The sequence below is a fragment of the Actinocrinis sp. genome (genome assembly GCF_035938995.1).
In the GTDB taxonomy this organism is placed as follows: Bacteria; Actinomycetota; Actinomycetes; order Streptomycetales; family Catenulisporaceae; genus DASZGI01.
On sequence record NZ_DASZGI010000093.1, the window covers coordinates 1 to 14036 of the forward strand.

10 protein-coding genes are annotated in these 14036 nt (G+C 71.1%); all 10 read left to right on the forward strand.

Annotated elements, in window-relative coordinates:
- A partial coding sequence (locus VGZ32_RS05990) for a Trp biosynthesis-associated membrane protein (RefSeq protein WP_326884825.1) occupies positions 1–636 on the forward strand: 636 nt, incomplete at its 5' end.
- Positions 637–837: 201 nt separating this feature from the next.
- On the forward strand, positions 838–1200 hold the full coding sequence (locus tag VGZ32_RS05995) for a hypothetical protein (protein WP_326884827.1): 363 nt from the start codon (positions 838–840) through the stop codon (positions 1198–1200).
- A 166-nt stretch (positions 1201–1366) separates the two neighbouring features.
- A complete protein-coding gene (gene trpC, locus VGZ32_RS06000; RefSeq protein ID WP_326884828.1) occupies positions 1367–2191 on the forward strand; it encodes an indole-3-glycerol phosphate synthase TrpC in 825 nt (274 codons plus the stop codon).
- 356 nt (positions 2192–2547) lie between these two features.
- Entirely contained in the window at positions 2548–3876 is a 1329-nt protein-coding gene (trpB, locus tag VGZ32_RS06005; protein ID WP_326884829.1) for a tryptophan synthase subunit beta, read from the forward strand.
- Complete coding sequence (trpA, locus tag VGZ32_RS06010; RefSeq protein WP_326884830.1) at positions 3873–4724, forward strand: tryptophan synthase subunit alpha; 852 nt, start codon at positions 3873–3875, stop codon at positions 4722–4724. The genes trpB and trpA overlap by 4 nt, the downstream gene beginning before the upstream one ends.
- 154 nt (positions 4725–4878) lie before the next feature.
- Positions 4879–5451, forward strand: coding sequence for a DoxX family protein (locus VGZ32_RS06015; RefSeq protein WP_326884832.1), 573 nt, complete (start codon positions 4879–4881; stop codon positions 5449–5451).
- 258 nt (positions 5452–5709) lie between these two features.
- Entirely contained in the window at positions 5710–6597 is an 888-nt protein-coding gene (locus VGZ32_RS06020; RefSeq protein WP_326884833.1) for a DsbA family protein, read from the forward strand.
- Positions 6597–7613, forward strand: a complete 1017-nt coding sequence (lgt, locus tag VGZ32_RS06025) for a prolipoprotein diacylglyceryl transferase (RefSeq protein ID WP_326884834.1) — start codon at positions 6597–6599, stop codon at positions 7611–7613. Before VGZ32_RS06020 ends, lgt begins: the two co-directional genes overlap by 1 nt.
- 302 nt (positions 7614–7915) lie before the next feature.
- Complete coding sequence (gene gltB, locus VGZ32_RS06030) at positions 7916–12469, forward strand: glutamate synthase large subunit (protein WP_326884835.1); 4554 nt, start codon at positions 7916–7918, stop codon at positions 12467–12469.
- Complete coding sequence (locus VGZ32_RS06035; protein WP_326884836.1) at positions 12462–13952, forward strand: glutamate synthase subunit beta; 1491 nt, start codon at positions 12462–12464, stop codon at positions 13950–13952. The genes gltB and VGZ32_RS06035 overlap by 8 nt, the downstream gene beginning before the upstream one ends.
- Positions 13953–14036: the final 84 nt, after the last annotated feature.

Consider the following 14036-nt stretch of genomic DNA (forward strand, 5'->3'; position numbering starts at 1 on the left):
CGCCCCGGTTCGCGCGAGAAGGTCCTCGCGGCGCTGCTCGCGGCGGCCGGTGCCGGGCTGGTCCTGGCCTCCGCGGGCAGGTCGTGGGCGCACGGCACGCTCACCGCGCCGGTGCGCCTGCCGGTCTCGGCCAACGGCGGCGACCTGACCGGCGTTCCGTTCGCGCTCGGCCTGGCCGGACTGGCCGGGGCGGTCGCGCTGTTCGCGGTAGGCCGCATCGGGCGCTACGCGGTGGGGGTGGTCCTCCTCGCGGCGGGCGTCGGCACCGTCGTCGCGGTCGCGGGCCGCTTGAGCCACCTGGATTCCGCTCTGCTCGCCAAAGCGGCCGCCGAGGCAGCCGCAGCCGACGCGCGCATCATCGACGTCGGAAACTCCGCCTGGCCTTACCTGACCATCGCCGGGGGAGTGCTGATCGCGCTCTCCGGCGCGTACACGGTCCTGCGCGGCAGATCCTGGAGCGGCCTGTCGAGCCGCTACGAGCGCAGCACCTCCGCGAAGTCCGTCCCCGTGACAGCTGCCGCCCTTTCGTCCGCGGGGGCCATCGCCGAGAACGCTGCCTCCGCGTCGCCCGACGCTGAGCTCACCTCCCGCGACCTGTGGGACGCCCTCAACCGCGGCGCCGACCCCACCGTTTGACCGGCAGCCGTCAGCACAGCCACAGCCGTAAGCACAGCCACAGCCGTAAGCACAGCCACTGTGTATGCCTTAGCAGCCCGCCGCGCCCCGAGATGTGACGCAAATCCCTATACCGGCGCTGTACCCCGGTCATCGCCACCGCAACGGGTCAGGGACAATGCTCTTGAAGCCGTACCACCGACGTGGAGGAGTCACGTGCCGATGACCGAGGTCACCGAGACCACGCAGGAAAAGGGGCAGTCCGCCCTGCTAAAGGCGGCCGGAGCGGGAATGGCCCTGCTCGGCTCGTCCACCGCCGGAACCAGCCTGGCCGGCGGCGGCGCCGCGCACGCCGACCACGGCCACACGGTCGCCCGCTGGTGGGGCGTCTCCCTGTCCCTCATCGGCTGGCTCGCCGGCGGCATCCTGTTCCCGTTCACCATGGTTCCCGCCGTGGTCGTCATCGGCGTCTTCCAGATCGCCGCGATCGTCGCCACCCTCGCCTTGAACGCCGCCGGATACGGCCGCCCCGACGTCTGGGGCGAGCTCAAGGCCCAGGCTGCCGCCGAGCGCACCGCCGGCTGAACCCTCGCCGACGGCGGTAAGGCACAGCGGGATGCATACGCCCGACTAGGCTCCTAAGCCGTCCGCACTGTGGATCTTGGCGACGACCACGGCCCCAGTGCGGATAGCATGGCGGGGCAAGACGGCGCCGTGTGGGGCGCCCCGGCAGAGGGGACGGTACGTGGCGGTGGCAGCACCGGTTCACAACGTGCTCGACGAGATCCTCGCGGGAGTGCGGGCCGACCTGGCCGAGCGCCAGGCCCAGACGTCGCTCGACGAGGTCAAGGCCCTGGCCCAGGCCCAGCCGTCGGCCAAGGACGGCGTGCGCGCACTGCGCGGGGACGGGGTTGCCGTCATCGCCGAGGTCAAGCGCTCCAGCCCGTCCAAGGGCGCGCTGGCCGCGATCGCCGACCCGGCCGCGCTCGCCGCGGACTACGAGAACGGCGGAGCCGCCGCGATCAGCGTGCTGACCGAACGGCAGCGCTTCGGCGGCTCCCTGCAGGACCTCAAAGAGGTGCGCGCCCGGGTCGACGTCCCGGTGCTGCGCAAAGACTTCATCGTCACCAGCTACCAGCTGTGGGAGGCCCGCGCGCACGGCGCCGACCTCGCGCTGCTGATCGTGGCCGCGCTCGAGCAGGACGCCCTGGTCTCCCTCATCGAGCGGGCCGAGTCCATCGGGCTCACCCCGCTGGTCGAGGTGCACGACGAGCAGGAGGTCGCCCGCGCCCTCGACGCGGAGGCCAAGATCATCGGGGTCAACGCCCGCAACCTGCGCACCCTCGAGGTGGACCGCACGACCTTCGCCCGGATCGCCCCGCTGATCCCCGACACGGTCGTGCGCATCGCCGAATCCGGCGTGCGCGGTCCGCACGACCTGATCGCTTACGCCAACGCCGGGGCCGACGCGGTCCTGGTCGGCGAGTCGCTGGTAACCGGCAAGAACCCGCGCGACGCGGTGGCCGATCTGGTCGCCGCCGGGGCGCACCCGGCGATGCGGCGGGGAAGGCCGTAGCCGTGTACGGGGCCACCTCGCCGATCGCGCCGGCCCGGCGCCGCCCCTGGTGGCGGCACGGCCCAGCAAGTCGTCGATGGTCGGGCGGACGGTAGGTCCGAGCTAGGGCGTGCTTAAGAAGGATCGCCGGGCCCGCGACGCCTGCCACGCACGCTCGCTGCGTTGGCGAAGCACCCACATATTCCCGATATGAGGGAGCTCCGCCGCCTTGCGATCGCACGCGTCAGACGCCGCGGGCTGATCCGACGCTCCTTCTTAAACACGCCCTAGTCGGCGCCGCGCGCCGACACCGAGAGCCGGTCCGTCCGGCTCCGCCCCGTAAACGAGCGAATCTCTCCCTTTTCGGAGTATTTCCGATGACCGACGCAGACTCCTTCGGCGACGCCTTCTTCGCCACCGCGTACGCCCAACCCTCATCGCAGCCGGACGCGAGTGGCCACTACGGCGCACCCGACGGCGGGACCCGACGCCACGGCGGGCGCTTCATGCCCGAGGCGCTCATGGCGGCCCTCGCCGAACTCACCGAGGCGTACCAGAAATCGAAGTCCGACCCGCAGTTCCAGGCCGAATTCAGCCGTCTGCTGCGCACCTACGCCAACCGGCCGTCCCTGCTCACCGACGCGACCCGGCTGTCCGAGGCCACCGCCGCGACCACCGGCGGCGCCCGCTTCCTGCTCAAGCGCGAGGACCTGAACCACACCGGCTCGCACAAGATCAACAACGTGCTCGGCCAGGCCCTGCTCACCAAACGCATGGGCAAGCGCCGCGTCATCGCGGAGACCGGCGCCGGGCAGCACGGCGTCGCCACCGCCACCGCCGCGGCGCTCCTCGATCTCGAGTGCGTGATCTACATGGGCGAGGAGGACACCCGCCGACAGGCGCTCAACGTCGCCCGCATGCAGATGCTCGGCGCGGAGGTGATCCCGGTCGCGATCGGCTCGCGCACCCTCAAGGACGCCATCAACGAGGCGATCCGGGACTGGGTCACCAACGTCGACCGCACCCACTACCTGCTGGGCACGGCCGCCGGGCCGCACCCCTTCCCGTCCATGGTCCGCGACTTCGTGCGCATCCTCGGCGCCGAGGCCCGCGCCCAGACCCTGGAACTGACCGGCGCGCTGCCCGACGCCGTCGCGGCCTGCGTCGGCGGCGGCTCGAACGCGATCGGCGCATTCCACGCCTTCGTGGCCGACGAGACGGTGCGCCTCTACGGCTTCGAGGCCGGCGGCTCCGGCGTCGAGACCGGACTGCACGCCGCCTCGATCACCGGCGGCGCGATCGGCGTCCTGCACGGCGCGCGCACCTACCTGCTCCAGGACGAGTACGGCCAGACCCTGGCCAGCCACTCCATCTCCGCCGGGCTCGACTACCCGGCCGTCGGTCCCGAGCACGCCTGGATGCACGACACCGGCCGCGCCACCTACGAACCGGTCACCGACGACGAGGCCATGCAGGCGTTCAAGCTGCTGTGCCGCACTGAGGGCATCATCCCGGCGATCGAGTCCGCCCACGCGATCGCCGGAGCGCTGCGCATCGCGCCCGCCCTGCGCGCCGAACTCGGCCGCGACCCGGTCATCCTGATCAACCTGTCCGGCCGGGGCGACAAGGACATGCACACCGCGGCCGCCTACTTCGGCTTCGACGCGGACGGACGCGGCGACGACGCGGAAGGCGAGCGGGCATGAGCGCGACGACCATCAACACCCTGAGCGAAGTCCTGGCCACCGCGAAGGCGGAGAACCGCGCCGCGCTCGTCGGCTACCTGCCGGCCGGCTTCCCCTCCCGGGACGGCGCGATCGACGCCTGCCGGGCGATGATCGACGGCGGCGTGGACATCATCGAGGTCGGGCTGCCCTACTCCGACCCGCAGATGGACGGCCCGGTGATCCAGCGCGCGGTCGAGGCGGCCCTCGAGGCGGGCACCGTCACCCCCGACGTGCTGCGCACCGTGGAAGGCGTCGCCGCGGCCGGCGCGCCCGCGCTGGTCATGACCTACTGGAACCCGGTCGAGCGCTACGGAGTCGAGCGCTTCGCCGGGGAACTGGCCAACGCGGGCGGCGCCGGGCTGATCACCCCCGACCTGATCCCCGAGGAGGCGGACGACTGGATCGCCGCCTCCGACGCCCACGGCCTGGGCCGGGTGTTCCTCGTCGCGCAGACCTCCACCGACGAGCGGATCGCGCTGACCACCTCGGTCTGCCGCGGATTCGTGTACGCCGCGTCCCTCATGGGCGTGACCGGCACCCGCGCAACGGTCAACTCCGCGGCCGAGGGCCTGGTCGGGCGCACCCGCGCGGTCCTGGAGTCGGCAGGCAACGACCTGCCGGTCTGCGTGGGCCTCGGCGTTTCCAACAGCGCCCAGGCCGCCGAGGTCGCCCGCTACGCCGACGGGGTGATCGTCGGCTCGGCGTTCGTGCGCCGCCTGCTGGAGGCCAAGGACACGGCCGCCGGACTCGCCGCGGTCCGCGATCTCGCCGCTGAGCTGGCCGCGGGAGTCCGCAGCGGGCGTGAAGTGAGTCCCCTTCGCGGCTGAACGGGCCGGCGAAAGATCGCGCGGTGGGGAGCGCCTTTCTCCCCGCCGGGCGATCTACAGCCGCCCCAAAGCCCCGGTCAGCCGCGATGGGCTGATTCGAGGTAGTCTCACCGCGACTGGCTGTTGCTTCGAGTGGGCGAGGGAGAGCACCGCGATGACCGTCGAGACTGCAGACACGGCGCCCGGATGGCGGCGGACACTCGACACCGGATCGCCGTGGGTCTCCCTCGCCGCCCGGCTCGGGCTCGGCGCCATGTGGCTGTTCTACAGCCTGCCGAAGCTGACCACGGCGGACGTGGACGAGGCCGACGTGCGCCGTTTCCAGATCCTGCCCGGCTCGATGGTCAACACCTTCGCCCACACCCAGCCGTTCCTCGAACTGGCCCTCGGCATCCTGGTGATCGTCGGACTGGGAACCCGGCTGGTCGCGCTGCTGTCCGGGGTGGTGCTGCTGGTGTACATCGGCGGCATCATCTCCCTCGGCGCCCGCGGCATCCACATCAGCTGCGGCTGCGGCGGCAGCGGCGGGACGGTGTCCGCCGGACAGACCCGGTACACCCTCGACGTGCTGCGCGACATCGGCTACCTGATTCCCGCCGTCTGGCTGGTGTGGCGGCCCAAGAGCAAGTTCTCCGCCGACCAGCTTCTGCTGCCCGAGCCGGCCCCGGCCACCCCCGTGCCGACGCCCCGCCGCCCGGCGGCGAAGGGTCCGGCCTCGCGCCGCTGACCGATCGGCCTGCTGCGCTTCCGACAGGCACCGGCGGTTCAATTCAGCTCGGCTCCGGTCGCGCCGGTCCTTCATTGTCACAGTACGGTCACGCGTTGCCGAGAAAACGCCGAGATCTTCCGACCGGGATGGCCACAGTCGTCGCCGCTGAGATTAGGATGCGGCAGCGGCCATGCGGATCGGGCGGACAGGCGCGCCCTCGATCCCCCGTGGGCCGCCGCCCCGGTGACCGACACGAGGAAAAGTGGACCGCCCACGATGAGCAAGACCAACAGGGAAGGCAAGGCGTTCGCCCGCGAGCGGGCCGCGCAGCTGAAGCTCGAACAGGCCCGGCGCGCCCGGCGCAACCGGATGCTCGCGGTGTACGGATCGACGCTCGGCGTCCTCGTGGTCGCCCTGGTCATCGCGTTGATCGTGCAGAGCGCCTCCGGCCCCAAGACCCCCGCCCTCGTCCCGGTCGCCGCGGTCGCCGACACCACCGGCGGCGTCACCGCTGCTAACGGCATGGCCATCCCGATCGGCGACTCGAACGCCCCGGTCAAGCTGACCGTCTACGAGGACTTCCGCTGCTCGGCCTGCGGCTCCTTCGAGAGCACCTTCCAGACGCCGTACAAGCAGCTGATCAAGAACGGCACCCTCGAGATGCTGATCCACCCGGTGACCCTGATCGACGCGAACAACGCGGGCACCTCCGGATCGCTACATGCGGGCAACGCCGCCGCCTGTGCCCAGGACGCCGGGAAGTTCGAGGCCTACCACGACGTGCTGTTCGCGAACCAGCCGTCCGAAAGCACCGACACCTTCTCCTCCGACGCCACGCTGATCTCGCTGGCCAAGCAGGTCCAGGGCCTGGACACCAAGACCTTCGAGAGCTGCGTCAACGGCCACAAGTACTTCGGCTGGGTCCAGCAGAACTTCGCGGATCTCAACAAGATCACCAACAACCAGCCGTCCACGCCGACGATCTACGCGAACGGCACGAAGTTCACCTTGCCGAACGACTCCACCGCCACGACCGCGCAGGCCGACTTCACCAAGCAGATCGACCAGCTGGCCGGAGTCGCCGCGTCGGCGTCGCCCTCCGCGTCCTCGTCGGGCGCCCCGACCTCCGGCTCGGCCTCGCCGAGCCCGTCAGCGAGTCAATGATGAACCCGACGCCGCTCGCCTACCTGCCGAGCCCGACCGTCGCGCAGCTCAAGCTCGGGCCGTTCCCGATCCGCTTCTACGCGCTGTGCATCATCGCCGGGATCGCGCTCGCCGTATGGCTGGGCGAGCGGCGCTGGCGGCAGCGCGGCGGCGAGCCGCACGTCATCACCGACATCGCCATCTGGGCGGTTCCGTTCGGCCTGGTCGGCGGGCGGCTCTACCACGTCATCACCGATTACGAGCTCTACTTCCCGGCCGGCAAGGACTGGGTCCACGCGTTCTACATCTGGGACGGCGGCCTCGGCATCTGGGGCGCCATCGCGCTGGGTGCGCTGGGTGCCTGGATCGGCGCCCGCCGCCGCGGGGTCAAGCTGCCGCCGCTCGCCGACGCGCTCGCCCCGGGCATCGTGTTCGCCCAAGCGCTCGGCCGCTGGGGCAACTGGTTCAACAACGAGCTCTACGGCGATTCGACCACCAAGCCCTGGGGTCTGACGATCCACTGCATGGACGACACGACCCGCAAGGCGACCCCCTGCTCCGGCGTCCCCGGCACCACCTCGATCCTGGGCCACTTCCAGCCGACGTTCCTCTACGAGTCGATCTGGTGCATCCTGATCGGATTCGTGGTGATCTGGGCGGATCGAAGGTTCCGGCTCGGCCACGGCCGCGCTTTCGCCCTCTACGTCCTCAGCTACACCATCGGTCGCGGCTGGATCGAGCACCTGCGCAGCGACTACGCGCACCACTTCCTCGGCCTGCGGCTCAACGACTGGACCGCGATCATCGTCGGACTCGGCGCGCTGGCCTACCTGATCATCAGCAGCCGGCGCCGCCCCGGTCGGGAAACCCCGGAAGAGATGTACTGGCCGTACTTCACGCCGTACCAGCCCGCCGAAGCGCGGGAGGTGGATCCGGAGGAAACCGCGGATGGCGAGCCGTCCGCAGCGGATTCATCCGCCCCGGAGGCGCAGACACCGGAAGAAACAGCGCGGGCGAGCGAATCCGCAGACACGTAAGCGGCGCTCACCTGTCTTGTCTCGTATCGCGGGCGCGGTTCCCCAGGTGGGACCGCGCCCGCGGCCGTCTCTGTGACACGCATCTCACGCCGGTGGCGTGAAGCCGACGCAACAGGGGGAAAACAAGCTTTAGCGCGCGTCAACCGCAGGTCAATGAGGGTATCGTCCAGAATATGAGACGGCGTTTTCTCTACTGACGGACACCAGATCCATCGTGTAACCTCAAGTCCACCGCGGCAGGGCCAGTGTCGTCCCTCGTGCGCGCATCCAGGTGCGAACACACGACGACCATGGAGGACTCCATGCCACAGGCGGCTCCCCGCCGCTCGGCTCTGCTGAGCGGCATACCCTCGGCACAGGGGCTCTACGACCCCCGCGCCGAGAAAGACGCGTGCGGCGTCGCCTTCGTCGCCACGCTGACGGGGGCCGCGAGCCACGAGATCGTCGACCAGGCCCTCACCGCCCTGCGCAACCTCGAGCACCGCGGCGCTTCCGGCGCCGAGGTCGACTCCGGCGACGGCGCCGGCATCCTCGTCCAGGTCCCGGACGCCTTCCTGCGCGAGAACGTCCCGTTCGCACTGCCGCCTCAGGGCTCGTACGCCGTCGGCCTCGCCTTCATCCCCAACAACGACGACATCGAACAGCAGACCTACGAGACGGTCGCCGACCTCGCCGCCGAGGAGGGCCTCGACGTCCTCGGCTGGCGTGATGTCCCGGTCACGCCGGGACTGCTCGGCGCCACCGCCCGCGCCGTGATGCCCCGCTTCCGCCAGGTCTTCCTGGCCGGCCGGGACGGCGAGAGCGGGATCGAACTCGACCGGCTCGCCTTCGTGCTGCGCAAGCGGGTCGAGCACACCACCGACGCGTACTTCCCCTCGCTGTCCTCGCGCACCCTCGTCTACAAGGGGATGCTGACCACCGGACAGCTCGAGCCGTTCTTCCCGGACCTGTCCGACCGCCGCTTCGCCAGCGCCATCGCGCTGATCCACTCCCGGTTCTCCACCAACACCTTCCCGGCCTGGCCGTTGGCCCACCCCTACCGCTTCGTCGCCCACAACGGCGAGATCAACACGGTCCAGGGCAACCGCAACTGGATGCGCGCGCGCGAGTCGCAGCTGGTCACCGACGCTTTCAAGGGCCCGCTCGACCGGATCTTCCCGATCGCCACCCCCGGCGCCAGCGACTCGGCCACCTTCGACGAGGTCCTGGAACTGCTGCACCTGGCCGGCCGGCCCCTGCCGCACGCCGTGCTGATGATGATCCCGGAGGCCTGGGAGAACCACACCGAGATGGACCCGGCCAGACGGGCCTTCTACCGATACCACTCCTGCAAGATGGAGCCCTGGGACGGCCCGGCCTCGATCACCTTCACCGACGGCTCGCTGATCGGCGCCGTCCTGGACCGCAACGGCCTGCGCCCCTCCCGCTACTGGGTCACCGACGACGGCCTGGTCGTGCTCGCCTCCGAGGTCGGCGTGCTCGACCTCGACCAGGCCAAGGTCGTGCGCAAGGGCCGCCTGCAGCCCGGCCGCATGTTCCTGGTCGACACCGCGCAGCACCGCATCGTCGAGGACGAGGAGATCAAGACCGAGCTCGCCGCCGAGTACCCGTACCGGGACTGGCTGCACGCGGGCCTGATCCACCTCGAGCAGCTGCCCGAGCGCGAGCACATCGTGCACACCCACGCCTCCGTCGTGCGCCGCCAGCAGACCTTCGGCTACACCGAGGAGGAGCTGCGCGTCCTGCTCGCCCCGATGGCCAAGACCGGCTACGAGCCGATCGGATCGATGGGCTCGGACACCCCCGTCGCGGTCCTGTCCACCCGCCCCCGGCTGCTGTTCGACTACTTCGCCCAGCTGTTCGCGCAGGTCACCAACCCGCCGCTGGACGCGATCCGGGAGGAGTTGGTCACCTCCCTGTCCGCCACCGTCGGCCCCGAGGACAACCTGCTGGCCACCACCCCGGCCGCCTGCCGGATGGTCGAGCTGCCGTTCCCGGTCATCGACAACGACGAGCTGGCCAAGCTCGTCCACATCAACGCCGACGGCGACATGCCCGGCCTCAAGGCCGTCACCGTCTCAGGCCTCTTCAAGGTGGCCGGCGGCGGCGCGGCCCTGCGCGCCCGCCTGGACGAGATCCGCACCGAGGTCTCCGACGCCATCGCCGGCGGCGCCCGCATCGTCGTGCTCTCCGACCGCCACTCCGACGCCGAGCACGCCCCGATCCCCTCGCTGCTGTTGACCTCCGCGGTGCACCACCACCTCATCCGGGAGAAGACCCGCACCCAGGCCACCCTCATCATCGAGGCCGGAGACGTGCGCGAGGTCCACCACGTCGCGCTGCTGATCGGCTTCGGCGCCGCCGCGGTCAACCCGTACCTGGCCATGGAGACCGTTGAGGACCTGGCCCGCGGCAAGGTGTTCGTCTCCGTGCCGTCCGAAAAGGCCATCAGGAACCTGATCAAGGCGCTGGGCAAGGGCGTGCTCAAGGTGATGTCCAAGATGGGCATCTCCACCGTCGCCTCCTACCGCGGCGCCCAGGTCTTCGAGTCCCTGGGCCTGTCGCAGGAGCTGATCGACGAGTACTTCACCGGCACCGTCTCCAAGCTCGGCGGCATCGGCCTGGACGAGCTGGCCGAGGAGGTCGCCCAGCGGCACCTGCGCGCCTACCCCCGCAACACCACCCGCCCCGCGCACCGCCGCCTCGAGATCGGCGGCGAATACCAGTGGCGCCGCGAGGGCGAGCCGCACCTGTTCGACCCCGAGACCGTCTTCCGGCTCCAGCACTCCACGCGCGAGCGCCGCTACGATGTCTTCAAGCAGTACACAGACCGGGTGAACGAGCAGTCCGAGCGGCTGATGACGCTGCGCGGCCTGTTCAAGCTCAAGGACGGCGAGCGCGCCCCGATCCCGCTCGACGAGGTCGAGCCCGTCTCCGAGATCGTCAAGCGCTTCTCCACCGGCGCCATGTCCTACGGCTCGATCTCGCTCGAGGCGCACCAGACCCTCGCCATCGCGATGAACCGGCTCGGCGGCAGGTCCAACACCGGCGAGGGCGGCGAGGACCCCGAGCGGCTCTACGACCCCGAGCGCCGCTCCGCGATCAAGCAGGTCGCCTCCGGCCGCTTCGGCGTCACCTCCGAATACCTCACCAACGCCGACGACCTGCAGATCAAGATGGCCCAGGGCGCCAAGCCCGGCGAGGGCGGCCAGCTGCCCGGCAACAAGATCTACCCGTGGATCGCCAAGACCCGGCACTCCACCCCTGGCGTGGGCCTGATCTCCCCGCCGCCGCACCACGACATCTACTCCATCGAGGACCTCGCCCAGCTGATCCACGACCTGAAGAACGCCAACCCCGCGGCGCGGGTCCACGTCAAGCTGGTCTCCGAGGTCGGCGTCGGCACCGTCGCCACCGGCGTGTCCAAGGCGCACGCCGACGTGGTCCTGATCTCCGGCCACGACGGCGGCACCGGCGCCGCCCCGCTCACCTCGCTCAAGCACGCCGGCGCCCCCTGGGAGCTGGGCCTGGCCGAGACCCAGCAGACGCTGCTGCTCAATGGTCTGCGCGACCGCATCGTGGTGCAGACCGACGGCCAGCTCAAGACCGGCCGCGACGTCATCATCGCGGCCCTCCTCGGCGCCGAGGAGTTCGGCTTCGCCACCGCCCCGCTGGTCGTCTCCGGCTGCGTCCTGATGCGGGTCTGCCACCTGGACACGTGCCCGGTCGGTGTCGCGACGCAGAACCCTGAGCTGCGCGCCCGGTTCACCGGCAAGCCCGAGTTCGTGGTCAACTTCTTCGAGTTCATCGCCCAGGAGGTCCGCGAGCACTTGGCCGCGCTCGGCTTCCACACCCTCGAGGAGGCCGTCGGGCACGTCGAGCTGATCGACCCGACCGCCGCGATCCGGCACTGGAAGGCCAACGGCCTCGACCTGACGCCGGTGCTCTACCAGCCGTTCCTGCCCGAGGGCGCGTCCCTGCACCGCACCGTCGCCCAGGACCATGGCCTGGCCAAGGCGCTGGACAACGAGCTGATCGCGCTCGCCCACGACGCACTCGAGGACGCCACCCCGGTCCGCATCCAACTGCCGATCCGCAATGTCAACCGCACCGTCGGCACCATGCTCGGCCACGAGGTCACCAAGAAGTACGGCGGCGCCGGACTGCCCGACGACACCATCGACATCACCCTCACCGGCTCCGCGGGCCAGTCCTTCGGCGCCTTCCTGCCCCGGGGCATCACCCTGCGCCTCGAGGGCGACGCCAACGACTACGTGGCCAAGGGCCTGTCCGGCGGCCGCATCATCGTGCGCCCCAACCGCGCCGCCGCCTTCGACGCCGCGAAGAACATCATCGCCGGCAACGTCATCGGCTACGGCGCCACCAGCGGCGAGGTCTTCATCTCCGGCGTCGTCGGCGAGCGCTTCGCCGTGCGCAACTCCGGCGCGAGCTTCGTCGTCGAGGGAGTCGGCGACCACGCCCTCGAATACATGACCGGCGGCCGCGTCGTCATCCTCGGCGAACACGGCCGCAACCTGGCCGCGGGCATGTCCGGCGGCGTCGCCTACGTCCTCGACCTCAAGGTCGCCCGGGTCAACCCGGAGATGGTGGCGGTCGAGGCCCCCACCGCCGAGGACCGGGCCGTGCTGCACGACGCGGTCAAGCGGCACTTCGAGGAGACCGGATCGCAGGTCGCCGCGGTGCTGCTGGCCGACTGGGCGGGCTCCATCGCCCGCTTCGCGAAGATCATGCCGACCGACTACAAGCGTGTGCTGGGCGCCAGAGTCGCCGCCGAGCGGGCCGGGCTCTCCGAGCAGGAGACCCTCGACAAGATCATGGAGGCCGCTCATGGCTGACCCGCGTGGCTTTCTGACCACCCCGGTCGAGCACCCGACCCGCCGTCCGGTCGCGGAACGCACCCGCGACTGGAAGGAGGTCTACCCCGAACGCGCCCTGCTGCCGATCGTCCAGAAGCAGGCCGGCCGCTGCATGGACTGCGGCATCCCGTTCTGCCACAACGGCTGTCCGCTGGGCAATCTCATCCCCGAGTGGAACGACCTGACCTGGCGCGGCGACTGGGCCGGCGCGATCGAGCGGCTGCACGCCACCAACAACTTCCCCGAGTTCACCGGCCGGCTGTGCCCCGCGCCCTGCGAGACCGCGTGCGTGCTCGGCATCAACCAGCCCGCCGTCACCATCAAGAACGTCGAGGTCTCCATCATCGACCGGGCCTGGGACGAGGGCCTGGTCACCCCGCAGCCGCCGGAGCGGCACAGCGGCAAGACCGTCGCCGTCGTCGGCTCCGGCCCCTCCGGCCTGGCCGCCGCCCAGCAGTTGACCCGGGCCGGCCACACCGTCGCCGTCTACGAGCGGGCCGACCGCATCGGCGGCCTGTTGCGGTACGGCATCCCCGAGTTCAAGATGGAGAAGCGGCACCTGGACCGGCGGCTGTGGCAGATGCAGGCTGAGGGCACGGTGTTCCGCTGCGGGGTGACCGCGGGGCGGGATGTGCCGGCCGCCGCGTTGCGGGCGGAGTACGACGCGGTCGTGCTGTGCGGCGGGGCGACGGTGGCCCGCGGGCTGCCGGTGCCGGGCGCTGACCTGCCCGGCGTGCACCAGGCCATGGAGTACCTGCCGCAGGCCAACCGGGCGGTGGCCGCGTCGCTGGTGTCCGGCGGCGGGCCCGCCTCGCCCGGACCGGTGCCGGAGCCGCCGATCAGCGCCCGGGGCAAGCACGTGGTGATCATCGGCGGCGGCGACACCGGCGCGGACTGCCTGGGCACCGCGCACCGGCAGGGCGCCCGGTCGGTGACCCAGCTGGAGATCATGGCCCAGCCGCCGGCTGGCCGGCCGGGTCATCAGCCGTGGCCCACGTACCCGATGATCTACCGGGTGTCCAGCGCCCACGAGGAGGGCGGCGAGCGGGTGTTCGCCGTGTCCACGCAGGCGTTCCTCGGCGATGACGCCGGGCGGGTGCGGGCGCTGCGGGTGGTCGAGGTGGAAGGTCCGGCCGCCCGGTTCGCGCCTGTTCCCGGTACAGAACGAGAAATCCGCGCTGACCTGGTCCTGCTCGCCATGGGGTTCACCGGGGCGGACCGGGCCGGGCTGCTCACCGACCTGGGCGTGGACATGGACGCCCGGGGGAACGTGGCCAGGGACGGCGCCTTTGCGACGTCCGTCCCCGGCGTGTTCGTGGCCGGCGACATGGGCCGGGGGCAGTCGCTGATCGTGTGGGCCATCGCCGAGGGCCGCAGCGCGGCGGCCGCTGTGGACGCCTACCTGATGGGCTCCTCGGCGCTGCCCGCGCCCATCCCGCCCACCGCCCGCCCGATGACCTGACTCCGTGGCTGGCCCCGGGTCAGCCGGCCAGGCGCCGCACCGGTCAGGAGAGCGCGACGCCCATCGCGCCCGCGCCGACGGGCA